At 64.9% G+C, this 23,513-nt stretch carries 19 protein-coding genes; 16 read left to right on the top strand and 3 right to left on the bottom strand.

Annotated features, from left to right (window positions below; genetic code table 11):
- The first annotated feature begins 148 nt into the window (after positions 1–148).
- Positions 149–1,063 (top strand): threonine ammonia-lyase, encoded by a 915-nt coding sequence (locus tag AC3WJR_RS06830; RefSeq protein WP_492724200.1) that lies wholly within the window; start codon positions 149–151, stop codon positions 1,061–1,063.
- Positions 1,060–1,227, top strand: a complete 168-nt coding sequence (locus AC3WJR_RS06825) for a hypothetical protein (protein ID WP_492723396.1) — start codon at positions 1,060–1,062, stop codon at positions 1,225–1,227. The genes AC3WJR_RS06830 and AC3WJR_RS06825 overlap by 4 nt, the downstream gene beginning before the upstream one ends.
- 178 nt (positions 1,228–1,405) lie before the next feature.
- On the opposite strand, the gene AC3WJR_RS06820 is transcribed toward AC3WJR_RS06825, so the two are convergent.
- Positions 1,406–2,713: a dicarboxylate/amino acid:cation symporter gene (locus tag AC3WJR_RS06820; protein ID WP_492723394.1), complete on the bottom strand. Its 1,308-nt coding sequence runs from the start codon at positions 2,711–2,713 to the stop codon at positions 1,406–1,408.
- 102 nt (positions 2,714–2,815) lie between these two features.
- Between AC3WJR_RS06820 and AC3WJR_RS06815 the strand changes: the two genes are divergently transcribed.
- Both AC3WJR_RS06815 and alaS read left to right on the top strand, forming a co-directional pair.
- A complete protein-coding gene (locus tag AC3WJR_RS06815; protein ID WP_492723392.1) occupies positions 2,816–4,069 on the top strand; it encodes a M24 family metallopeptidase in 1,254 nt (417 codons plus the stop codon).
- 64 nt (positions 4,070–4,133) lie between these two features.
- The gene (gene alaS / locus AC3WJR_RS06810; protein WP_492723390.1) at positions 4,134–6,788 is read left to right on the top strand and encodes an alanine--tRNA ligase; all 2,655 of its coding nucleotides are present in this window, start codon (positions 4,134–4,136) and stop codon (positions 6,786–6,788) included.
- Positions 6,789–7,471: 683 nt separating this feature from the next.
- On the opposite strand, the gene AC3WJR_RS06805 is transcribed toward alaS, so the two are convergent.
- Positions 7,472–9,265, bottom strand: coding sequence for a cation:proton antiporter domain-containing protein (locus AC3WJR_RS06805; protein ID WP_492723388.1), 1,794 nt, complete (start codon positions 9,263–9,265; stop codon positions 7,472–7,474).
- A gap of 129 nt (positions 9,266–9,394) precedes the next feature.
- Entirely contained in the window at positions 9,395–10,615 is a 1,221-nt protein-coding gene (locus AC3WJR_RS06800) for an NADP-dependent isocitrate dehydrogenase (RefSeq protein WP_492723386.1), read from the bottom strand.
- A 123-nt stretch (positions 10,616–10,738) separates the two neighbouring features.
- Here AC3WJR_RS06800 and AC3WJR_RS06795 point away from each other — a divergent pair, with 123 nt between their 5' ends.
- The 12 genes from AC3WJR_RS06795 (at position 10,739) to AC3WJR_RS06740 (ending at position 23,511) form a co-directional block, all read left to right on the top strand.
- Positions 10,739–11,470: a phosphatidylserine decarboxylase gene (locus AC3WJR_RS06795; protein WP_492723384.1), complete on the top strand. Its 732-nt coding sequence runs from the start codon at positions 10,739–10,741 to the stop codon at positions 11,468–11,470.
- Positions 11,471–11,489: 19 nt separating this feature from the next.
- Positions 11,490–12,311, top strand: coding sequence for a CDP-diacylglycerol--serine O-phosphatidyltransferase (gene pssA, locus AC3WJR_RS06790; protein ID WP_492723382.1), 822 nt, complete (start codon positions 11,490–11,492; stop codon positions 12,309–12,311).
- A gap of 414 nt (positions 12,312–12,725) precedes the next feature.
- Positions 12,726–13,574, top strand: a complete 849-nt coding sequence (gene rpsB / locus AC3WJR_RS06785; RefSeq protein ID WP_354280943.1) for a 30S ribosomal protein S2 — start codon at positions 12,726–12,728, stop codon at positions 13,572–13,574.
- Positions 13,575–13,659: 85 nt separating this feature from the next.
- Positions 13,660–14,595 (top strand): translation elongation factor Ts, encoded by a 936-nt coding sequence (gene tsf, locus AC3WJR_RS06780; protein WP_354280945.1) that lies wholly within the window; start codon positions 13,660–13,662, stop codon positions 14,593–14,595.
- A 251-nt stretch (positions 14,596–14,846) separates the two neighbouring features.
- Positions 14,847–15,521: a UMP kinase gene (pyrH, locus tag AC3WJR_RS06775; protein ID WP_492724198.1), complete on the top strand. Its 675-nt coding sequence runs from the start codon at positions 14,847–14,849 to the stop codon at positions 15,519–15,521.
- A gap of 2 nt (positions 15,522–15,523) precedes the next feature.
- Positions 15,524–16,081 (top strand): ribosome recycling factor, encoded by a 558-nt coding sequence (frr, locus tag AC3WJR_RS06770; protein WP_010163691.1) that lies wholly within the window; start codon positions 15,524–15,526, stop codon positions 16,079–16,081.
- Between the two features lie 83 nt (positions 16,082–16,164).
- Positions 16,165–16,833, top strand: coding sequence for a polyprenyl diphosphate synthase (gene uppS / locus AC3WJR_RS06765; protein ID WP_492724196.1), 669 nt, complete (start codon positions 16,165–16,167; stop codon positions 16,831–16,833).
- A 20-nt stretch (positions 16,834–16,853) separates the two neighbouring features.
- Positions 16,854–17,630: a phosphatidate cytidylyltransferase gene (locus AC3WJR_RS06760; RefSeq protein ID WP_492723379.1), complete on the top strand. Its 777-nt coding sequence runs from the start codon at positions 16,854–16,856 to the stop codon at positions 17,628–17,630.
- The gene (locus AC3WJR_RS06755; RefSeq protein WP_492723377.1) at positions 17,627–18,808 is read left to right on the top strand and encodes a 1-deoxy-D-xylulose-5-phosphate reductoisomerase; all 1,182 of its coding nucleotides are present in this window, start codon (positions 17,627–17,629) and stop codon (positions 18,806–18,808) included. The genes AC3WJR_RS06760 and AC3WJR_RS06755 overlap by 4 nt, the downstream gene beginning before the upstream one ends.
- Positions 18,805–19,938, top strand: a complete 1,134-nt coding sequence (locus tag AC3WJR_RS06750) for a M50 family metallopeptidase (protein ID WP_492723375.1) — start codon at positions 18,805–18,807, stop codon at positions 19,936–19,938. The genes AC3WJR_RS06755 and AC3WJR_RS06750 overlap by 4 nt, the downstream gene beginning before the upstream one ends.
- Before the next feature lie 67 nt (positions 19,939–20,005).
- On the top strand, positions 20,006–22,783 hold the full coding sequence (gene bamA, locus AC3WJR_RS06745; protein WP_492723373.1) for an outer membrane protein assembly factor BamA: 2,778 nt from the start codon (positions 20,006–20,008) through the stop codon (positions 22,781–22,783).
- Positions 22,783–23,511, top strand: coding sequence for an OmpH/Skp family outer membrane protein (locus tag AC3WJR_RS06740; RefSeq protein WP_354280958.1), 729 nt, complete (start codon positions 22,783–22,785; stop codon positions 23,509–23,511). Before bamA ends, AC3WJR_RS06740 begins: the two co-directional genes overlap by 1 nt.
- Positions 23,512–23,513: the final 2 nt, after the last annotated feature.

Here is a 23,513-nt window from a genome sequence, read left to right as displayed (position 1 = left end):
GCCTTGCGGTTGGAAGTCCCATGGGGCAGCGGATGGGCGAGATACGGTCGCGCTTTTGCAAAGTAAAGCGGTTTTGGACCCCCGGAGACAGTCAGTGACAATTTTAAGACAGCCTACGCGGGCAGGGGTCCGCGATGCCGCAGCGAAGATTGCCGCGGTGGTGCCTATAACGCCCCTGTTTATCAAAGAGATCCAAGGGGTTGCCGTCGCCTTCAAGGCGGAATGCGTGCAGCCGATGGGCGCGTTCAAGCTGCGCGGAGCGTGGCACAGGCTCACCGCGATCGACCCTGCGCTCAGGGGAAAAGGCGTGGTTGCCTTCTCGTCGGGCAATCATGCGCAGGGTGTCGCATGGGCGGCCAGGCGGCTCGGCATGCCGGCGACGATCGTCATGCCGTCGGACGCGCCGAAATCGAAACGCGACGGAACGTTGGCGCTGGGGGCGGAAATCGTCAGCTATGACCGCGCGACCGAAAGCCGCGAGGAGATCGCCGCCCGGCTTGCCGAAGCGCGCGGCGCGGTGCTGGTGCCGAGCTTCGACGATCCCTGGGTGATCGAGGGGCAGGGCAGCGCCGGGGTCGAGGCCGCCGCGCAAATGACGGCACTCGGGCTTGGCGACGTAACGGAGGTGGTGGTGCCCTGCGGGGGCGGCGGTCTTGCCGCGGGGCTCGCGCTGGCGCTGCCGGGTGTGCGCATCACCGTCGTCGAGCCGGTCGGGTGGGACGATATGCGACGATCGCTGTCGGCTGGACGGATCGAATCGGTCGGGGCGTCGCCGCCGCCGACCGCGTGCGATTCGCTTCAGACGCAGCGTGTGTCGGCGTTGACCTTCGATGTCCTGATGCGGTGTCGGGCCACGGGAGTCGCGGTAAGTGAGGCGGAAACCCGCGCCGCACAACGCTGGGCGGCGGAGACGCTGCGGCTGGTGGTCGAGCCCGGTGGAGCCGTTGCGCTGGCCGCGATCCTGGCGGGGAAGGTCGCCCCGGTTCCGGGAATGCTGGTGCTGCTGTCGGGCGGCAACGTCGACCGCGCGGCTTATGCCGCCGTGCTGGCGGATGCGGCGTGAGCGGGATCGAATCGATAGCCCCCGCGATCGCGATGCTTGCGGCGTTTGCGTGCCTGATCGGGGGCGCGGCGATGATCTGGCGACGCAGCGACGTGCGCAAGGGAGTGTTGCTGCTGGTGATGGCGGCGGTGCTGGTGGGGAACGTCGCGATCTGGACGCTGTAGGGGCGGGGTAGGTGCGAACGCGAACCCGGTAAATGCTTCCCCGGCGAAGGCCGGGGCCCAGGAGGACAGGTCGCCGTGGCGAGCACAGTCGGCGATTACGTCGGCAGCGCTACTGGGCCCCGGCCTTCGCCGGGGAAGCAAGCGAGCGGGAAGCGAGGGAAGGGAAGCGTCCCCGGTGCTACCCCCGGCTCGGCGCATGGGGTGGTTCGATCTCCGGCGCTTCGGCAGCATCGAGCGGTCCCTCCCACTTTGCCACGACGGCCGTCGCGACCGCATTGCCGACCACGTTGGTGCCCGAGCGCCCCATGTCGAGGAACTGGTCGACCGGCAGGATCAGCAACAGCCCCGCTTCGGGAATGCCGAACTGCCCCATCACCGCCGCGATCACGACCAGCGAGGCGCGCGGCACGCCCGCGATGCCCTTGGACGTGATCATCAACACCAGCAGCATCACGATCTGCTGCCCGATCGACAGATCGACCCCGTACACCCGCGCGAGGAACAGCGTCGCGAAGGTCATGTACATCATCGACCCGTCGAGATTGAACGAGTAGCCCAGCGGCAGCACAAAGCTCGCGATCTTGCGCGGTACGCCGAAGCGCGCGAGCGCCTCGAGCGTGCGCGGGTAAGCGGCTTCGGACGATGCGGTCGAGAAAGCGAGCAGGATCGGCTCGCCGATATAGCGCGCCAGCGTCAGCGCGCGCGGCCCGATGATCGCGAACGCCGCGCCGAACAGCAGCATCCACAGTGCCGCCAGCCCGATATAGAAGCTCCCGACGAACAGCCCAAGCGTCCACAGGATGCCGAGCCCGTTGACCGCGATCGTCGCGGTGATCGCGGCGAACACCGCGAACGGCGCGACCCGCATCACGTAATCGGTGATCTGGAGCATCATCGCCGCGAGCGCCTCGGCGCCGCGGACGATCGGCGCGCCCTTCTCGCCGATCGCGGTGAGCGCGACGCCGGCGAAGATCGAGAAGATGACGATCTGGATGATCTCGTTGGTCGCCATCGCCTCGACCACCGACGACGGCACGATATGCGTCACGAAATTGGTGAGGTTGAACGATTTCTCGTCGAGCCCGACGGTCGCATCGGGCGGAGGCAGCTTGAGCCCGAACCCGCTGCCGGGCGAGACCAGGTCGATCACGAACTCGATCCCGTGGAACAGCACGAGGCCCAGCGTCAACGACACCAGCGATGCGGAGATGAACCACGCCATCGTCCGCCCGCCGATCCGCCCGAGCGCCTTGATGTCGCCCATGTGCGCGATGCCCACGACCAACGTCGAGAACACCAGCGGCGCGATGATCATCTTGATCAGGCGCAGGAAGATCGTGGTGATGATCGAGAAGTAGCTCGCGATCTCCTTTGCGCGCGCCGCGCCCTCGACGCTGCCGTCGACGAGGTGCTGGTTGATCGCCCAGCCGACGATCAGCCCCAGCACCAGGCCGATCAATATGTACAGTGTCAGCCGCTTCGCCACGCTTCTTCCCCGTTGGTTCGTACCCGCATCAAGGGGAGAATGCGCAATCGGTCAAGCAAGACGCGCGTTGCGGCGCGGCACGGGTGCTGCCAGACTGATGCCATGAACCTGTCCCGTCGCGCTTTCGCGTCCGCCGCCCTGGCGCTTCCCGCCCTGTCCGCCAGCGGTGCCCTGCGCGCCGCCGAACCCGATCTCGCGGGATTGCGCGACATCACCGGCGGGACCGCACCGATCGGCCCTGAAGAACGCCGCTCAGGGCTCATCCGTGCGCAGGCATTGATGCGGGCGAACGGGATCGGCGCGGTGCTGATCGAGTCGGGATCGAGCTTGACCTATTTCACCGGCATCCGCTGGGGCCGCAGCGAACGGCTGACCGCTGCAATCCTGCCGGTCGAGGGCGAGCCGTGCATCGTCACGCCGTTCTTCGAGGAGCCCTCGGTCCGCCAAACGCTCGGCATCCCCGCCGAGGTGCGGGTGTGGCAGGAAGACGAAAGCCCGCACGCGCTGATCGCAACCTTCCTCAAGGAGCGAAAGCTCGCCACTCGCCCGATCGGCATCGAGGAAACGGTCCGCTACTTCGCGGTGGACGGGCTGGCCCATGCCTTGCCGGGCGCGCGAATCGTCTCCGCCAATCCGGTCGTCCGCGCGGTACGGATGCGCAAGACCGCGCCCGAGATCGCGCTGATGCAGACCGCGACCGATGTGACGATCGCCGCCTATCGCTGGACCTGGCCGCGGGTCGAGAAGGGCATGAAACCCGCCGACATCGCCGCGCTGATGAATGCCGCGACCAAGCAACTGGGGGGCAGCCCCGAATTCTCGCTGGTGCTGATCGGCCCCGCCGCCGCCTTTCCGCATGGCAGCAAGGATCCGCAAGTCGTCGCCGACGGGCAGATCGTGCTGATGGACTGCGGCTGCACCGTACAGGGCTACCAGTCCGACGTTTCGCGCACCTTTGTCTATGGCGGCGCGGACAAGGACATGCGCAAGGTCTGGCAGGATGTCCGCGACGGGCAGGCGCTGGCCTTCAAGACCGCGCAACTCGGGGTCGCTGCCGGGGCGGTGGATGATGCGGTGCGGCGCTATTACGAGACGCTTGGCTATGGCCCGCGGTATCGCCTGCCCGGCCTGTCGCATCGTACCGGCCACGGGATCGGGCTCGACGGGCACGAGCCGGTCAATCTCGTCCACGGCGAAACCACGCAACTGGCGGAGGGCATGTGCTTCTCGGACGAACCCGGTCTGTATCTGCCCGGCAAGTTCGGTGTGCGGCTGGAGGATTGCTTCCACATGACCGCGAGCGGGCCGAAATGGTTCAGCGTCCCGCCAACCTCGCTGGATCAGCCCTTAGGGTAACGATCCGCATTCGGGACGCGCGGCATACTTGAGAACGCCGTGCGCCTCGCCTAAGCCACCGCGCATGACCCAGTCCCCGACGTCGACCAACGACATCCGCCGTAGCTTCCTCGACTATTTTGCGGCCAACGGGCACGCCAAGGTCGCGTCCGCGCCGCTCGTGCCGCAGAACGACCCAACGCTGATGTTCGTCAACGCCGGGATGGTGCCGTTCAAGAACGTCTTCACGGGCCTCGAATCGCGTGCGTACGTGACCGCCACGTCGTCGCAGAAGTGCGTGCGCGCTGGCGGCAAGCACAACGATCTCGACAATGTCGGCTATACCGCGCGGCATCACACCTTCTTCGAAATGCTCGGTAATTTCTCGTTCGGCGACTATTTCAAGGAACGCGCGATCACGCTCGCGTGGAACCTGCTGACGCGCGAATGGGGGATCGACCCCGACCGGCTGACCGTCACCGTCTATCATACCGATGACGAGGCGTTCGACCTGTGGCGCAAGATCGCCGGATTGCCCGAAGAGCGGATCATCCGCATCGCGACCAACGACAATTTCTGGTCGATGGGCGACACCGGGCCGTGCGGACCGTGCTCCGAGATCTTCTACGACCACGGCGACCACATCTTCGGTGGTCCGCCGGGTTCGCCCGACGAGGACGGCGACCGTTTCGTCGAGATCTGGAACCTCGTCTTCATGCAGTTCGAGCAGACCGCCGACGGCGCGCGCACCGCGCTGCCGCGTCCGTCGATCGACACCGGCATGGGGCTCGAGCGGATCGCCGCGGTGCTGCAGGGCGTCCACGACAATTACGACACCGACACGTTCAAGGCGCTGATCGCCGCATCGTCTGCGATGACGGGCACGCCCGCCACCGGCGACACGCAGGCGAGCCACCGTATCATCGCGGACCATCTGCGCTCGGCGGGCTTCCTCGTGGCGGATGGCGTCCTGCCGTCGAACGAAGGGCGCGGCTATGTGCTGCGCCGGATCATGCGGCGCGCGATGCGCCATGCGCATCTGCTCGGCGCAAAGGAGCCGTTGATGCACCGGCTCGTCCCCGCGCTGGTGGCGGAAATGGGCGCGGCTTATCCCGAACTGGTGCGCGCGCAGGCGGCGATCGAATCGACCCTGTTGCAGGAGGAAACCCAATTCCGCCGGACGCTGGTCAACGGCTTGCGCCTGCTCGACGAAGCGACCGCGGCGATGGAGCCGGGTGCGACGCTGCCGGGCGAAACCGCGTTCAAACTCTACGACACGTTCGGTTTTCCCTACGATCTGACCGAGGACGCGCTCCGCGCCCAGGGCTTCGGGATCGATCGTCCCGGGTTCGACGCCGCGATGGCCGAACAGAAGCGCGCGGCGCGCGCCGCTTGGAAGGGGTCGGGCCAGCGCGCCTCCGACGACGTGTGGTTCGACATCGCCGAGGCCAACGGCGGCACCGAGTTCATCGGCTATAGCGCGGTCGAGGGTGAGGGCGCTGTCGTCGCGATCGTCAAGGACGGCGCACAGGTCGAGCGCGCGGACGTGGGCGAGACCGTCGAGATCATCGTCAACCAGACGCCGTTCTACGCCGAGAGCGGCGGTCAGGTCGGCGACACCGGCACGCTCACCGCACCGGGCGTGCACGGCGTAGTCGAGGATACGCGCAAGTATCTCGGTCGCGTGTTCGCGCATGTCACGCGCGTCGGCGAGGGCGGCATCGCGGTCGGCGATGCGCTGCACCTGACCGTCGATGCGGCTCGCCGCGACCAGATCCGCGCCAATCACTCGGCAACGCATTTGCTGCACGAGGCGCTCCGCCAGCGGCTCGGCGCGCACGTCGCGCAGAAGGGCAGCCTCGTCGCGCCCGAGCGGCTCCGGTTCGATTTCTCGCAGCCGACTGCGATCGATCCCGCGCGGATCGCCGAGGTCGAGACCGACGTCAATGCGCAGATCCGCGGCAACGGGCTGGTCGATACGCGGCTGATGACTCCGGATGAAGCGATCGCCGAGGGCGCGATGGCGCTGTTCGGGGAGAAATACGGCGACGAGGTCCGCGTCGTGTCGATGGGCAGTGAGCGCGGCAAGACCTATTCGCTTGAGCTGTGCGGCGGAACGCATGTCCGCGCATTGGGGGATATCGGACTGTTCGCGGTGGTGGGCGAGGGCGCGGTATCCTCCGGCGTCCGCCGCGTCGAGGCGCTGACCGGTGAGGCAGCGCGCGACTATCTCACCGCACGCGACGCCAAGTTGCGCGAAGCGGCGGCAGCGCTGAAATCGTCGCCAGACGAGGTGCCTGCGCGCGTGGCGGCATTGGTCGAGGACCGGCGGCGACTGGAACGAGAACTGGCCGATGCCAAGAAGGCGCTTGCGCTCGGCGGTGGTGCTGGCGGCGCGGCGGCCGGGCCGGAAGAGGTCGGCGGCGTCGCGTTCCTCGGCCAGGTGGTCGAGGGGCTCGATCCCAAGGGCCTGCGCGGCACGGTCGACGAGATGAAGCAGCGGATCGGTTCGGGAATCGCGATGATCGTCGCGGTCAACGAAGGCCGCGCATCGGTCGCGGTCGGGCTGACGGCGGACTTGGTTGGATCGCATAGCGCGGTCGACCTGCTGCGCGTTGCGGTTGCGACGCTGGGCGGGCAGGGCGGCGGTGGGCGCCCCGACATGGCGCAGGGCGGCGGTCCGGATGGTGCCAAGGCGGCGGACGCGGTTGCGGCGGTCCGGGCTCATCTTGCGGGGTGAGGCGGGCCGGGTAGGTGTTGAAGGCTACCTTTTCCTTTCTACGCTTCCCCGGCGAAGGCCGGGGCCCAGTAGCGAAGGTCGAGGTAACGAAGCACCATCGCCAGCAATCTCCTGTTCCACGCCTGGGTCCCGGCCTTCGCCGGGGAAGCGCAGACGGTGGGAAACGCGGCGGCGGAAACAGATGCCCCCCCACGGGCGCGGCTCAAACCGCTGATGCGGTGCGGGCTGTGTTGGAGGGGTGAGGCCAGGCGGGTAGGCGTGAAAGGCTAGCGCCCCCACTTCTACGCTTCCCCGGCGAAGGCCGGGGCCCAGTAGCGAAGGCCGAGGTAACGAAGCACCATCGCCAGCAATCTCCTGTTCCACGCCTGGGCCCCGGCCTTCGCCGGGGAAGCGCAGACGGTGGGAAACGCGGCGGCGAAAAAGAATGCCCCCACGTGTGCGCGCCTCAAACCGCTGCTGCGGTGCGGGCTGCGTTAGAGGGGTGAGGCCAGGCGGGTAGGCGTGGAAGGCTAGCGCCCCCACCTCTACGCTTCCCCGGCGAAGGCCGGGGCCCAGTAGCGAAGGTCGAGGTAACGAAGCGCCATCGCCAGCAATCTCCTGTTCCGCTCCTGGGCCCCGGCCTTCGCCGGGCAAGCGTCAAAAGAAAGGAAGGCGGAAACGAACCGCGTGTTTGTCCGCCGCCCTCAAACCGCAGGCTTGCTATCCATTCCCCGCGGCGCCCGGACGCGCTTCAATCGCGGGGCGGTCGTCATTTCCGCCGCGGCCTTTATTTCCTGCCGCAGTTCATCGCGCTTCTCGTGGATCGACGCGATCACCGGCCCGACCGCGACCCCCAGATCGGTCAACACCGCTTCCGCCAGTTGCAGTGAACTCTCGAGCGTCTCGGGCACCGCATCCGTCGCACCTGCACGGTAGAGCTCAGCGGCATGTTGCGTGTCGCGGGCGCGCACGACGATCGCGAGGTCCGGAACCCAGTTGCGCGCACGCCGCGTCAACGCGACGCTCAGCACGGGGTCGTCCATCGTCAGGATCAGCGCCTTGGCGCGACCGAGATTGAGCCGGTCGACCAGTTCGGGGCGAATGACGTCGCCGAAGATCACCGGATAGCCCTCCGCATGCGCCGCGGTGACGACATCGATATCGGCCTCGACCGCGACATAGCGTTGCTCGTGGACCGTCAGCATGTCGCACACCATCCGTCCGACGCGACCGAAGCCGATTACCACGGTCCCGGGGCCTTCCTCGGGAATCTCGAGTTCGGCTTCGTTGCCGACGCTTTGTTCGATCCGTCGCGCCCAGCGGCGCCCGAGCATCGCCAGCAACGGCGTGATCGTCAGCCCGATCGCCGTGACGGTTTGCCAGAAATTCGCTGTCGGGGCCGCGATCAGCTGTGCCTGTGCCGCCGCACCGAGGACGATCAGCGTGGTCTCGGACGGGCTGCCCATCAGCACCCCGGCTTCGACCGAAACCCCGCCGCGGATGCCGCTGCCGCGCAACAGCAAATACGTTACCACCGCCTTGACCGCGACGACGGCAGCGATCGCCGCAAGATAGCCGAGCCAGTTGGCCGCGATCGCCGCAAGGTCGACGCTCATCCCGATCGTGATCAGGAACACGCCCAGCGCGAGCCCCTTGAACGGTGCGGTCATCACTTCGACTTCGCTGTGATAATCGGTTTCCGCGATCAGCAGCCCGGCAAGCAGCGCGCCCACGATCGGCGAGAGCCCCGCCGCAGTGGTGGCCAGGCTCGCCACGATGACGACCAGCAACGAGGCCGCGAGGAACAGCTCGGGACTCTTGGTCCGTGCGGCCTGCGCGAACAATTTCGGGAGGATTAGCCGCCCGCCGATGAACAACACCCCCACGGTCAGGAATGCGGCGACGCCGACCCGCGCAAGGCCAGTCCACCCGCTGTCCGCCGCCATCGGCCCGAGCGCTGCGAGCACGAAGATGATCGGGACCAGCGCCAGATCCTCGAACAGCAGCATCGCAAAGGCGGTCCGGCCAACCGGACTGGTCGTCCCCGCAATCGGCAAGACGAGGGCGGTGGACGAGAGCGACAAGGCGATGCCCAGCGCCATCGCCCCGGTCCACGGCAGCGCCGTCAGCAGATGCAGGCCAAGCCCCAGTATCGCGCCCGCGACGAGCAATTGTGCCGCGCCCGTCCCGAAAACGAGTTGCCGCATCGACCACAAGCGTTTGAGCGACAGTTCCAGCCCGATCGAGAACAGCAGCAGCACGATGCCGAATTCGGCAAAGGGCTCGATCGAATGCGGATCGGAGATGGTGATGTAGTAAAGCCAGGGAAACTGGCTGACCAATGCGCCAAGCCCGAAGGGACCCACAAGCAATCCGACCAGAATGAACCCGATGACGGGGCTGATCTTGGCGCGGGCAAATGCCGGGATCACGAGGCCGGCTGCCCCAAGAATTACGAGGGCGTCACTGAATCCGGCATTGGCAAGGGCTGAGGGCATGCGGGCATCTAAGCGACATTCGTCATGCTTGTCAGCTTATGTCGTGAAATAACTTCCCGACGGCAATCTCGGTCGTGAAATCCGCTGCGTCGCCCGGAACCATGTTCCGGGCGACGCACCATCATGCGATCAGGCCGAAGCGCCCATCGCCTGTTCGAGGTTGAGGCGAACCTGCTCGAAGAACTGCTCGGTCGTCATCCACGGCTGCTCCGGGCCGATCAGCAGCGCGAGATCCTTGGTCATGTGACCATCCTCGACCGTCTTGATGCAGACGCGCTCGAGCGTCTCGGCGAACTGCGTCACCTCAGGCGTACCGTCGAACTTGCCGCGATACTTGAGGCCGCCGGTCCAGGCGAAGATCGACGCGATCGGGTTGGTCGACGTCGCCTTGCCCTGCTCGTGCTGGCGGAAGTGACGCGTCACGGTGCCGTGCGCGGCTTCCGCCTCGACCGTCTTGCCGTCCGGCGTCAGCAGCACCGAGGTCATCAGGCCGAGCGAGCCGAAGCCCTGTGCAACCTGGTCCGACTGGACGTCGCCGTCATAGTTCTTGCACGCCCAGACGAATTCACCATGCCACTTGAGCGCCGATGCGACCATGTCGTCGATCAGGCGATGCTCGTAGACGATGCCCGCTTCCTTGAACTTGTCCTTGAATTCGCTCTCGAAAACCTCAGCGAAGAGGTCCTTGAAGCGGCCGTCATAGGCCTTCAGGATGGTGTTCTTGGTCGACAGGTACACCGGCCACTTGAGGTTGAGGCCATAGTGCATCGAGGCGCGCGCGAAGTCGCGGATCGAATCGTCGAGGTTGTACATAGCGAGCGCGACGCCCGACGTGGGGAACTGGAACACCTCGCGGTCGATCACTTCGCCGTCGTCGCCCTCGAACACCAGCTTGAGCTTGCCCGGGCCGGGAACGCGGAAGTCGGTCGCGCGATACTGGTCGCCGAACGCGTGACGGCCGACGACGATCGGGTGCGTCCAGCCCGGGATTAGGCGGGGGACGTTCTTGATCACGATCGGCTCGCGGAAGATCGTGCCACCGAGAATGTTACGGATCGTGCCGTTAGGCGACTTCCACATCTTCTTGAGGCCGAATTCCTCGACGCGCTGCTCGTCCGGGGTGATCGTCGCGCACTTCACGCCGACGCCGTACTTCTGGATCGCCTTGGCGCTGTCGACGGTGATCTTGTCGTCGGTGCCATCGCGGCTCATCATGCCGAGGTCGTAATATTCCAGATCGATATCGAGATACGGCAGGATCAGCCGCTCGCGAATCCACTGCCAGATGATCCGGGTCATCTCATCGCCGTCGATCTCGACAACGGGCGTCTTTACCTTGATCTTCGCCATCACGCACTTTCCTGTGGGGGTTTTGCGGGTAGCGTCTAGGAGCATGGGCCGGATCGATCAACCCGCGCAAGCCGACCGGCATTGACGATTGTGACAAACCAGCCGGTCGGTTAGGGTCGGCGCATGATACCACCAAGCCATTCGTCGCCGAGCCCCGAAACCGCCAAATGGCGCGTGCCGGACCTGCACCCCGAGGGGCGCAAATATGTCGTCATCGCCGCGGTCGTCGCGTTGATCGCGCTGATCTGGCTCGGCTGGTTCGTTGCCTGGCCGCTGATCGGCCTGACGTTGTGGGTGGCATTGTTCTTTCGCGATCCCGTGCGGGTCACGCCGTCGGGCGACGGCCTGATCATCTCGCCGGCGGACGGGCTGGTATCGATGATCCAGCGGATGCCGGTACCGCGCGAGCTCGCTGGCCCCAATGGGCTGGGCGAAGCACCTTTGGTGCGCGTGTCGGTGTTCATGTCGGTGTTCGACGTCCACATCAACCGCACCCCGATTGCGGGGACGGTCAAGCAGGTCGTCTACATCTCAGGCAAGTTCCTCAATGCCGAGCTCGACAAGGCAAGCGAGGACAATGAGCGGCAGCATCTGGTGGTCGAGGGGCGTGACGGGCGTCGGGTTGGTTTCACCCAGATCGCCGGTTTGCTCGCGCGCCGGATCGTGCCGTTCGTCAAGCCGGGCGACATGGTCGCCGCGGGTCAGCGGATCGGGCTGATCCGGTTCGGCAGCCGTCTGGACGTCTATCTGCCCGAGGATTGTGCCTGTCAGGTCGTACTGGGCCAGCGCAGCGTTGCCGGCGAGACGATCCTGGGACGCGTCGGGGCAAGCGCGGCAACCGGCATCGCGCAATGAGCGCGCTGGAAGGAACGGCATGAGCCGGCCGGTGCGTCGGCCATCGCCGCGTGGACTGCCATTGCGAACCGTAGCGCCCAACGCGGTCACTGCGCTTGCGCTGTGCTCGGGGCTGACCGGCATCCGCTTCGCGATTTCGGGCCAGTGGGAAACCGCGGTGCTGATGGTGATGATCGCGAGCGTGCTCGACGGGATCGACGGACGGATTGCGCGCATGGTCCGCGGCGAGAGCCGTTTCGGCGCCGAGCTTGATTCGCTTTCCGACGCGATCTCGTTCGGCGTGTCGCCAGCGCTGATCCTGTATCTGTGGTCGCTGAAGGATCTGCCGCGGCTTGGATGGCTGTGCGCGCTGATCTTCGCGGTGTTCTGCGCGCTTCGCCTGGCCCGCTTCAATGCGGCGATCGACGTGGTGGAACAGCCGCACAAATCCGCCGGCTTCCTGACCGGCGCACCGTCGCCGGTCGGCGCGGGGCTGGCGATGCTACCGCTCTATCTGTGGTTCTGGACCGGCCTGGACTTCTGGCGCTCGCCGCTGCTGGTCGCACCGTGGGTGGCTGCGATGGCGGTGCTGATGGTGTCCAGCGTCGCGACGTTCAGTTGGTCGTCGCTGCGGTTACGCACGCATATCCGGTTCGAGGCGATCGCCTTTGTGGTGCTGCTGGGTGCCGCGTTGATCTCGGCACCCTGGCATACGCTGACGTTCCTGTGCGTCGCCTATCTCGCGACGCTGCCGTTCAGCGTCGCGGCTTACGGACGGATCAAGCGGCAGCGCGGACTGCAAAGCGTGGTGCTGTCGGCGTCGGCAGCATCCGAGCCCGCGCCCGAGCACGAGGCTCACTGACGGTCAGAACCGGACGCCCTGCAACCGTCGGATCAACGCCATCACGCAACAACGCCACGATCCGCGGGAGCGCGGGGACAAGCGTCAACCAGAATACCGATGCGCTGGCGGCGAATGCGCTTGCGAAGACCAGAATGCCCGTCACCATCATCATCGCTCGTTCCTATGTCTCAGAGCAGGATCAGGAAGGCCAACCCGTAGCCGCGGGCATCGTTCCGTGTTCTTGCGGTGAACACGGTATGTTCCATCTTCGTTCCACACGCAACAGGTTTCTGGCTCTTGCCCTCCACGGCGGGATTGGGTAAGGGCGCGACCTCACACCGCATGGGAAGCACACATCACCGGTGTCGTGCAGGGGTTTCACCCCGAATCGATTACTCGCTTCCCAGAGGACCAACCGGAAAGGAATTATCTATGGCGGCACCTGTCGTTTCCATGCAGCAGCTGCTCGAGACGGGCGCACACTTCGGCCACCAGACGCATCGCTGGAACCCGAAGATGAAGCCTTACATTTTTGGCGACCGTAACGGCGTCCACATCCTCGATCTTTCGCAGACCGTTCCGCTGTTCGCGCGCGCGCTCGAGTTCGTCTCGGCTGCGACCGCCGGCGGTGGCAAGGTTCTGTTCGTCGGCACCAAGCGCCAGGCGCAGGAGCCCGTCGCGGACGCAGCACGTCGTTCGGGCCAGCACTTCGTCAACCATCGCTGGTTGGGCGGCATGCTCACCAACTGGAAGACCATTTCCAACTCGATCAAGCGCATGAAGACGCTCGAAGAGCAGCTGTCGGGCGACACGGTCGGCCTGACCAAGAAGGAAGTGCTTCAGCTGACGCGCGAGAAGGACAAGCTCGAGCTGTCGCTCGGCGGCATCCGCGACATGGGCGGCATCCCCGACGTGATGTTCGTGATCGACGCGAACAAGGAAGAGCTGGCGATCAAGGAAGCCAACACGCTGGGTATCCCGGTCGTTGCGATCCTCGATTCAAACGTCTCGCCGGACGGCATCGCTTTCCCGGTTCCCGCGAACGACGACGCAAGCCGGGCGATCCGCCTGTATTGCGAAGCGATCGCGATCGCCGCGACCCGCGGTGGCAACGAGCAGCTTGCTCGCCGCCAGGACATCGGTTCGATGGAAGCACCGCCCGCCGAGGAAGCGCTGATCGACACCACGCCGTCGGAGCCGGCTGGCGAGATCACGCCGGCCAGCGACGCTGCGCTGCAGGCCGAGATGGTCGCAGAGGCCGAGCGCCAGATCGACGCGTAAGCGTCGCAGAACTGACATAGGGACGGGGTAGGGCATCGCTCTGCCCCGTCCAAAACCGCATCTGACACACAAGAGGATAAGTGACATGGCCGACATTACTGCCGCTGCGGTGAAGGACCTGCGCGAGAAGAGCGGCGCGGGCATGATGGATTGCAAGAAGGCGCTGACCGAAGCTGCCGGCGACATGACCGCGGCGATGGATTGGCTGCGCGCCAAGGGCCTTGCTGCTGCCGCCAAGAAGTCCAGCCGCACCGCGGCCGAGGGCCTGATCGGCGTCGAAGTCGACGGCACCATCGGTGCAGCGGTCGAAGTCAATTCCGAGACCGATTTCGTTGCGAAGAACGAGCAGTTCCAGACCTTCGTCCGTGACGTGACCGCGGTTGCGCTTCGCCTCGGCGACGACATCGCCGTCATCAAGGCAGCATCGCTTGGCGAGAAGACCGTCGAGGAAACGCTCACCAACAACATCGCAACGATCGGCGAGAACCAGAACCTGCGTCGCGCCAAGCGCCTCGAAGTCACGCAGGGTGCGGTGATCCCGTACATCCACAACCAGGCAGCCCAGGGCCTCGGCAAGATCGGCGTGCTCGTTGCGCTCGAGAGCGATGCCGGCGCTGACGTGCTCGAGCCGCTCGGCAAGCAGATCGCGATGCACATCGCGGCCGCTTTCCCGCTGGCGCTCAACGAGGACGGCCTCGACCCCGAGATCGTCGCGCGCGAGCGTGCGATCGCGACCGAAAAGGCTGCCGAGAGCGGCAAGCCCGCCGACATCGTCGCCAAGATGGTCGATGGCGCGATCGCCAAGTACCGCAAGGAAAACGCGCTCGTCAGCCAGCTGCTGGTGATGGACGGCAAGACCAAGATCTCGGACGTCGTCGCCAATGCCGCCAAGGCAGCGGGCAAGTCGATCGAGCTCAAGGACTACGTCCGCTTCCAGTTGGGTGAAGGCATCGAGAAGGAAGCCACCGATTTCGCAGCAGAAGTCGCTGCGGCATCGGGCGTTCCCCAGCCTACCGCCTGAACGTCTGCGATCGTCGGTGCGCTTGGCAACAAGCGCACCGGCGATCCGCCCTGCCACGTCGCGACGACCTGCCGGATGCACGCGATGACTGTACGCCAATGCGCGCGTCATGGCGCTCCGGCATGGTTTCCACGCTTCCAATCGCTGCGCTGCCCCGATAAGGTCCGCGCCGCCTGCCCATTGCCGTTCGGATTGCCGTGCCAAACCCTAACTTCAAACGTATCCTGCTGAAATTGTCGGGCGAGGTCCTGATGGGCCCCGGCGGTTTGTCGATCGATCCCTCCGTCACCGCGCGTGTCGCGGGTGAAATCGCCGATGCCCGCTCTAAAGGGTTCGAGGTCTGCGTCGTCGTCGGGGGTGGCAACATTTTCCGTGGATTGGCCGCCGCTGCCAAGGGCTTCGAGCGCGCGACCGCCGATTACATGGGCATGCTCGCGACCGTGATGAACGCGCTCGCGGTACAGAATGCACTCGAGCAGATCGGCGTCGACACCCGCGTCCAGTCCGCGATCCCGATGGCGAGCGTCTGCGAGCCGTTCATCCGCCGCCGCGCCGAGCGTCATCTGGAGAAGGGCCGCGTCGTGATCTTCGCGGCTGGTGTCGGCAGCCCCTATTTCACCACCGACAGCGGCGCGGCGCTCCGCGCCGCTGAGATGAAGTGCGATGCGCTGTTCAAGGGCACTTCGGTCGACGGCGTCTATGACGCCGACCCGAAGCTCGTACCCACGGCCAAGCGTTACGACACGATCGGCTATGGCACCGTGCTCGCGAAGGACCTCAAGGTCATGGACGCGAGCGCGATCGCCTTGTGCCGTGACAACAATATCCCGATCGTCGTCTTCAACATCCGCGAGCCCGGCAATCTTGCCGCGGTGCTGCGGGGCGAAGGCGTTTCCACGGTCGTCCAGGCAGAGACAGGAGCATAATCATGGCCGCATATGACAAGGCCGATCTCGAGCGCCGCATGGCCGGCAGCATCGAATCGTTGAAGGGCGACCTCAGTGGCCTGCGCACGGGCCGTGCGTCGACCTCGCTGCTCGATCCGGTGACCGTGGAAGTATACGGCGCACAGATGCCGCTCAACCAGGTCGCGACCGTCTCGGTGCCCGAGCCGCGGATGATCTCGGTTCAGGTGTGGGACAAGATGAACGTTGGTCCGTGCGACAAGGCGATCCGCTCGGCCGGTCTGGGGCTCAACCCGATCGTCGACGGCACCACGCTGCGTCTCCCGATTCCGGATCTGACCGAAGAACGTCGTAAGGAACTGGCTAAACTCGCCGGCAAATATGCTGAAGACGCGCGCATTGCTGCGCGAAACGTGCGCCGGGATGGCATGGACAGTCTTAAAACCGACGAGAAAAAGGGCGTCTACAGCGAGGACGAGCGCAAGAAGCTCGAGACCGAAGTGCAAAAGTTGACCGACAAGACGATCGGCGAAATCGATGCCGCCGCGACCGCCAAGGAAAAGGAAATCCTGGGGAAGTGAGGCCGTTCGCCGCCCCGGCTGCCGATCGGGCGACGGCACCGGATCCAAGCGGTGTCGTCCTGCCGCGTCATGTCGCCATCATCATGGATGGCAACGGGCGCTGGGCGAAAAAGCGCCTGCTTCCGCGCGTTGCCGGGCATCGCCAGGGCGTCGAAGCCGTTCGGCGCGTTGCCCGCGCGGCGCGCACGCTCGGCATCGAAGTGCTGACGCTCTACGCCTTCTCCAGCGAGAACTGGCGTCGTCCGGAAGAGGAAGTCAGCGATCTGATGGGGTTGCTACGGCTGTTCATCCGCAGCGACCTCGACGAACTCATCCGCGACAACGTGCGGCTCCGCGTGATCGGAGACTATCGGCGTTTCAGTCCGGATCTGGTCCGGCTGATCGACGACGCCGTCGCGCGCACCGCGGTCAATACCGGCCCGATCCTCGTCATTGCCCTAAACTACGGTGCACAGGCGGAAATCGCTTCGGTCGCACGCCGTCTGGCGGAACAGGCACGGGACGGCATGCTCGATCCTGCGTCGATCAATGAAGCGATGTTCGAACACGAACTCGAAACGCGCGATCTGCCGCCGCTCGATCTGCTGATCCGCACGTCGGGCGAAGTTCGCCTGTCCAACTTCCTGCTGTGGCAGGCCGCTTATGCCGAGCTGCTGTTCGTCGACACGCTATGGCCCGAATTCGATGCGGATACGTTTGCGGATGCCATTGCCACGTTCGGGCAACGGCAGCGGCGGTTCGGGGGCCTGTGAAGCCGAGCCTGTCGCAAAGAATGTCGTCCAACCTCGCACTGCGCAGCGTCGTCGGCCTGGCGATGGTTGCCGTGGCGTTGGTGAGCGTGGCGCTCGGCGATCTTGCCTTCTGGTTGCTATGCGTCGTCCTCGGGCTGTTCATGATGGCCGAATGGGCCGATCTCCACGCAACGCCACCGCAAACCAAACGGCTTGCGCAATATGCGGTATCGGTACCGCTGGCGATCATGGCGCCGCACCTTGGGGCGGGCCCCGGGTTCTTTGCGCTGGGTCTGATCGCGGCTGCCGGTTTCTTCATCGTCATCGTCACGCGACGGAAGGGGCTCGCGCTGGGTGCGGTTTACGTGTGCCTGCCGATCCTCGCCTTGCTGGCGATCCGTGGGCAGGGGGATGGAATCCTGCTTACGATCTGGACGCTGGCGATGGTGTGGGCGTGCGACATCGGCGCTTATTTTGCCGGTCGCACGATCGGCGGGCCCAAACTTGCCCCCACGATCAGTCCCAACAAGACATGGGCCGGGCTCGGCGGTGGTGTGCTGGCAGCCAGCGCGTTCGCAGCATTCCTCCATATGCAATATGGATTGCCGCTTCGGCTCGCCGTCGCGACGCCATTGCTCGCGGCACTGGCGCAGGGCGGCGATCTGTACGAGAGTTGGCTCAAGCGGCGTGCGGGGGTCAAGGACAGCGGTACGCTGTTGCCTGGCCATGGCGGCGTGCTCGACCGTCTCGACGGTCTTGTCCCGGTCGCGCCGGTCGCAGCCTTTCTTATTGTGTTACCGAAAGTATATTGGTGGTGAAGACGATCACAATTCTGGGCGCTACGGGGTCTATCGGGACCTCGACGCTCGACCTGGTGGAACGCGAGCCCGAGCGGTTCGAGGTTCTGGCACTGACCGCGAATTGCGACGTCACACGGCTTGCCGCTGCTGCGATCCGGACGCGCGCAAAGCTGGCGGTCGTCGCGGACGAAGCGTGCCTGCCGGATCTTCGACAGGCGCTGGCCGGAACCGACACGGTGTGTGCCGGGGGACGCGCGGCGGTGATCGAGGCGGCAACACTTGGCGCGGACATCACGATGGGCGCGATCGTCGGCTGCATCGGGCTGGAACCGGTGATGGCCGCGATCGCTGGCGGAAAGACCGTGATCCTCGCCAACAAGGAGCCACTGGTATCGGCGGGCGACGTGGTCCTCGCGGCAGCGGCAAAGCACGGCGCAACGCTGCTGCCGGCGGATTCCGAGCACAACGCGATTTTCCAATGCTTCGATGCGGCCCGACCTGAACGCGTGCGCCGGATCATCCTTACATGCAGCGGTGGTCCGTTCCGCAACTGGTCGACCACGCAGATGCGCAGCGTGACCCCCGAACAGGCGGTCGCACATCCGAACTGGTCGATGGGGGCGAAAATCTCCGTCGATTCGGCAACCTTGTTCAACAAGGGACTCGAACTGATTGAGGCGGCGCGACTTTTCCCGGTCCCGCACGATGCGATCGAGATCGTGATCCACCCGCAGTCCGTGATCCATTCGCTCGTCGACTATGTCGATGGATCGGTATTGGCGCAAATGGGGCCGCCCGACATGCGGACACCGATCGCGCACTGTCTGGCGTGGCCCGACCGGATGGCCACCCCGATGGCGCCGCTCGACCTCGTGGCGATCGGTCGGCTCGATTTCGAGGCGCCCGACCCCGAGCGTTTTCCCGCGATACGGTTGACGCGCGAGGCGCTTAATCTTGGCGGCGCGCGTCCTGCAATCCTGAATGCCGCGAACGAGATTGCCGTCGCTGCATTTCTCGCGCGCGAGATCGGCTTCCTCGAAATTGCCGCAATCGTGGACGATACATTGTCCGTCTATCATCCGGCCGCACCGGGAACGTTGGGCGACGTTCTCGCGGTCGATGCCGAAGCGCGCAGCATAGCGCGACGGCAGGTGGGGTTACGCAACGGGGCGTTGATGAAGGATAGCGTCGTTTGAGCCAATCGCCCGGATTTTTGCTCACCATTCTTGCGTTCGCGCTGGTGATCGGTCCGCTCGTCTTCCTGCACGAGATGGGGCATTATCTTGCCGGACGGATGTTCGGTGTGAAGATCGACGCATTCTCGATCGGGTTCGGCAACGAATTGTTCGGCTGGACCGACCGTCGCGGGACACGGTGGAAGTTCAGCGCTCTACCGTTGGGCGGCTACGTCAAGTTCGCCGGCGACATGAATGCCGCGAGCGTGCCCGATCCGGCATGGCTCGAACTTCCCGCGGAGGAACGAGCCAGAACGTTGCAGGCGCGCCCCGTGTGGCAGCGCGCGATCGTCGTCGCGGCGGGCCCCGTCACCAACTTCGTCATCGCGATCCTGATCCTGGCTGGGTTCGCGATGAGCTATGGCGTCGATCGAACGCCGTCGATCGTCGGGCTCGTCACGCCCGGCAGCGCGGCCGCGAAGGCGGGACTGCAGCCGGGTGACCGGATCACCGCACTCAACGGCCGCGGTATCGAGACGTTCAAGGACGTTTTCCAATATACCGTATTGCGTCCGGGCGAACCCGTGCGGATCGACTATCGCCGCGACGGCGTCGCGCAAAGCCGCCAGACCGTGCTGGGCGTCGCGACGGAGCGAGACCGGTTCGGCAACGAATTCAAGAAGGGCCTACTCGGCATCGGTCCCTCGACGCCTGTCGCCGCGAAGGTTGGCGTGCTGGAAGCACCGCTTGTCGGTATCGCAATGACGGGCACGATCCTGCGGACGACCGTGGAGGGGCTTGGCCAGATCCTCTCCGGGCGACGTTCCGTCGACGAACTGGGTGGACCGCTGCGCATCGCCAAGACATCCGGCGAGCAATTGTCGCTTGGGTGGCCGGTGTTGATCTTCTTCATTGCGGGCGTGTCGATTAATCTGGGATTCATCAACTTGTTGCCAATCCCCATGCTGGATGGCGGGCATCTCCTGTTCTACGCGGTAGAGGCTGTCCAGCGGAAGCCCGTCGCACCGAGCGTCCAGGAATGGGCGTTCCGGGGGGGATTGGCGGCGGTTCTGGCGTTGATGGTTATGGTGACCTTCAACGATCTCGGCGCATTCGGCCTGTGGAAGACCCTCGCTGGGTTGATCGGGTGACGCAGGTGGGGCAGGGCGGGCCAGCGTTTTTGGCCACGCGGGTATTTTCTCCGATTTGGGGTGGGATGTGACAGCGATCAAGGTTTCAACATTCGGGGCACGGGCCACCGCCGTGCTGCTGGCAAGCACGATGTTCTCGTGCATGCCCGCCGATGCCCAGACCGCGCCCACGGCCGCTAAAGCGCGTCCGCGTACGGCTGCGCCACGTGTTCCCGTGCCTGCGCAGGCAACGCCTGCAGCAGCACCGGTCGCCGCACCCGTGGCGAGCCGGTCGATCAAGTCGATCCGGGTGGAGGGGTCACAGCGCCTCGAACCTGAAACGGTCTTGTCCTATACAAAGTTGCGTACCGGGCAGGCTTTTACCAACGAATCGCTCGATCAGGCGATCAAGGACCTCTACGCGAGCGACCTGTTCGCGGACGTCTCCATCGCCGGGGCCGAAAGTGGCGACATCGTGTTGCGGATTCGTGAGAATCCGGTGATCAACCGTGTCATTTTCGAGGGCAATAAGCGGCTCAAGGAAGACAAGATCCGCAAGGAGGTGAAACTCGCCCCGCGCCAGATCTTCACGCGCACCGCGATCCGCCAGGACGTTGCGCGGATCATTGAGTTGTATCGTCGCCAGGGGCGTTTCGCCGCGGTGGTCGAGCCGAAGATGGTCAACCTCGACCAGAACCGCGTCGACGTCATCTTCGAAGTCACCGAGGGTCCGAAATCGAAGGTCCGCCAGATCAACATCCTCGGCAACGAGGAATTTTCCGACAGCAAGCTGCGCGAGCAGATGGCGACCAAGCAGGCCCGCCTGACGACGCTGCTCAGCTCGAATACGAGCTATGATCAGGATCGCCTCGCGTACGACCAGCAGAAGCTGCGCCAGTTCTACCTGACCGAGGGCTATGCCGACTTCAAGGTGACCTCCGCGGTCGCCGAGCTGACGCCGGACAAGAAGGACTTCATCATCACCTACGTGGTGGAGGAGGGGAAGCGCTACAAGTTCGGCGACGTGACCGTCGACAGCGACATCCGTGACTTCGACAACAAGAAGCTCGCTGCCAGCCTCGGGATCAACAAGGGCGACTGGTATGACGCAAAGAAGGTCGAGACCGCCGTCGACTCGCTGAGCGAAGCCGCAGGCGCGTTTGGCTATGCGTTCACCGAGGTGAACCCCGACTTCCAGCGTGACAAAGACACGCTGACGATGGGGATCAACTTCCACATCGCAGAAGCGAAGCGGTCGTACGTCGAGCGGATCGACATCAACGGCAACACGCAGACGCAGGACAAGATTATCCGCCGCGAGATCCGTCTTGCGGAAGGGGACGCGTTCAGCAGCTTCCAGGTCAAGCGTTCGCAGGATCGCATCAACTCGCTCGGATTCTTCCAGGACAAGTTCGAGATCAAGCAGACGCAGGGGTCGTCGCCTGACCGTGTTGTGCTGACCGCGAACGTCGAGGAAAAATCGACCGGCGAACTGTCGCTGTCAGCCGGTTTCTCGAGCCTCGAGCGCTTCATCATCCAGGCATCGATCCGCCAGCGCAATTTCCGCGGCAAGGGCCAGGAATTGCGCGCCAGCGTCAACTACTCGACCTATTCCAAGTCGATCGAGCTGGGCTTTACCGAGCCATACCTGTTCAACAAGAACATCGCGATTGGTGGTGACATCTTCCGTCGCGATTACAACGCGTTCAACTTCACGACCGGGAACCAGCGAAACACCACCTACACCCAGGTATCGACCGGCTTCCAGCTGCGCGCGGGCATTCCGCTGACCGAATATTGGCAGCTCGCCGGACGCTATGGCCTGTCCTACGATCAGGTCGGGCTCGACGAGTCGACCTATTTCACCAACGGCCAGTGCGACTTCCTCAAGGCAGGCCGTTATCTGTGCGACTCGATCGGCAATCGCTGGACGTCGTCGGTCGGCTATTCGCTGCTGTTCGACAGCCTCAACAGCCGACTCCGGCCGACCGCCGGGCAACGCTTCATCTTCAGCCAGGATTTCGCCGGGCTCGGGGGTGATGTGAAGTACATCCGCACCAAGGTTGAGGCGGCAAAGTTCGTCAACGTCGGGAGTGGCTTCATTGCGTCGCTGAACGTCGAGGGCGGCTACATCAAGTCGCTTGAGAAGAGCCGCGGCGAAGGGGTCGACAAGGTCCGCATCAACGATCGATTCTACCTCGGTGAACCGGATTTCCGCGGGTTCGACATTCGTGGCGTAGGCCCGCGCGTTCAGCGCGTTCCCTACACTACGGACGCGGCGGGCAACCAGACGCTGGTCACCGATCGTAACCAGTTCGTCGACGATGCTCTCGGTGGTCGGGCCTATTACTTGGGCAAGCTCGAGCTAGAGATCCCGTTGGGTGCAGGCGCGCGGGAGCTTGGCCTGCGGCCTTCGATCTATGTTCAGGCGGGTGCGCTGTTCGGGATCACGCGGCCGTTGCCGTCGGCGACGTTCCAGACGACGACCGATCCGGTCACCGGACGCACCACGGTGCTTCCGTTGTCGCAACCTGTGAATGCCTCGAACGGACAGCCCTATTTCACCGTACCCACGACCGACGGGACTAACCCTTCCGCTTTGACGACGTGTGCCGTCGGCTACGCGGCTGCGGTTGGTGGGCCATGCGTCGGATCTTCCGTGAATACCCCGACGACGCAGTCGATCTCTGCGCCGTTCGAGGAGCGTTTCCTCGGCGATTCGCCTCGCCCACGTGTCTCGGTGGGTGCCGGCGTGAACTGGAACTCGCCGTTCGGACCGCTGCGTATCGATCTCGCTTACGCCCTGCTCAAGAGCAAGGGTGACGACAACAAGCTCGTAACTTTCAACGTAGGGACACAGTTCTGATGAAGACCACCTATCAAGTTCTGCTCGGCTGCGTCGGCCTTGCCATTGCCGGCTCGGCACAGGCTCAGGTCGGCGGTATCGCGATCGCTGACCCGGAAACCGTCATCCTGACCGCAAAGGCGCTCGATGCGGCCAACACGTCGATCGCAACGACGTACAAGGCGCAGCTCGACCAGGCGACCGCGCGTGCGCAGGCGTTGCAGGCCCAGCTCAACACGCTGTACGCACCGCTCGATCTGAACAAGGACAAGCAGTTGTCCGACGACGAGATCCAGAAGGCGCAGGCTGCAAAGAGCCCGGCGCTCGCACAGATCGAGACCGCACAGCGTACCGGTCAGGCCGACGTCGCACGGCTGCGTGGCCCGGCAACGCTCGCACAGGCTTATGCGATCGAACAGATCTCGCAGAAGTATGCAGCAGCAATGCAGGCGGTCGTGACCGCGAAGAAGCTCAGCCTGCTGCTGTCGGCTGGTACCGTTCAGTTCAGCACGCCCGCCGTCGACGTGACCGACGACATCAAGGCTGAGCTTGATCGCGCGAACCCCACCGTCGCATTCACCCCGCCAGCCGGCTGGCAGCCAAGCCAGCAGACCCAGCAGCTGCTCCAGCAATATCAGCAGCTCGCGTACATCTCCGCGATGCAGCGTCAGCGCGCGGCAGGTACGCCCGGTGCCGCAGCGGCTCCGGCAGCACCGGCTGCGGGCACTAAGGCACCGCAGGGTCGCTGAGG

The sequence above is a fragment of the Sphingomonas sp. FW306-05-A genome, from assembly GCF_058782275.1.
The sequence above is the reverse complement of the archived record's forward strand: the minus strand, read 5'-3'. Positions and strand labels throughout refer to the sequence as shown.

Excerpts from the sequence above, each read along its gene's own strand:
- AC3WJR_RS06815 (WP_492723392.1), top strand. The coding sequence starts at position 2,816 with ATGAACCTGTCCCGTCGCGCTTTCGCGTCCGCCGCCCTGGCGCTTCCC.
- alaS (WP_492723390.1), top strand. The coding sequence starts at position 4,134 with ATGACCCAGTCCCCGACGTCGACCAACGACATCCGCCGTAGCTTCCTC.
- AC3WJR_RS06805 (WP_492723388.1), bottom strand. The coding sequence starts at position 9,265 with ATGCCCTCAGCCCTTGCCAATGCCGGATTCAGTGACGCCCTCGTAATT.
- AC3WJR_RS06800 (WP_492723386.1), bottom strand. The coding sequence starts at position 10,615 with ATGGCGAAGATCAAGGTAAAGACGCCCGTTGTCGAGATCGACGGCGAT.
- AC3WJR_RS06795 (WP_492723384.1), top strand. The coding sequence starts at position 10,739 with ATGATACCACCAAGCCATTCGTCGCCGAGCCCCGAAACCGCCAAATGG.
- pssA (WP_492723382.1), top strand. The coding sequence starts at position 11,490 with ATGAGCCGGCCGGTGCGTCGGCCATCGCCGCGTGGACTGCCATTGCGA.
- rpsB (WP_354280943.1), top strand. The coding sequence starts at position 12,726 with ATGGCGGCACCTGTCGTTTCCATGCAGCAGCTGCTCGAGACGGGCGCA.
- tsf (WP_354280945.1), top strand. The coding sequence starts at position 13,660 with ATGGCCGACATTACTGCCGCTGCGGTGAAGGACCTGCGCGAGAAGAGC.
- pyrH (WP_492724198.1), top strand. The coding sequence starts at position 14,847 with ATGGGCCCCGGCGGTTTGTCGATCGATCCCTCCGTCACCGCGCGTGTC.
- frr (WP_010163691.1), top strand. The coding sequence starts at position 15,524 with ATGGCCGCATATGACAAGGCCGATCTCGAGCGCCGCATGGCCGGCAGC.
- uppS (WP_492724196.1), top strand. The coding sequence starts at position 16,165 with ATGGATGGCAACGGGCGCTGGGCGAAAAAGCGCCTGCTTCCGCGCGTT.
- AC3WJR_RS06760 (WP_492723379.1), top strand. The coding sequence starts at position 16,854 with ATGTCGTCCAACCTCGCACTGCGCAGCGTCGTCGGCCTGGCGATGGTT.
- AC3WJR_RS06740 (WP_354280958.1), top strand. The coding sequence starts at position 22,783 with ATGAAGACCACCTATCAAGTTCTGCTCGGCTGCGTCGGCCTTGCCATT.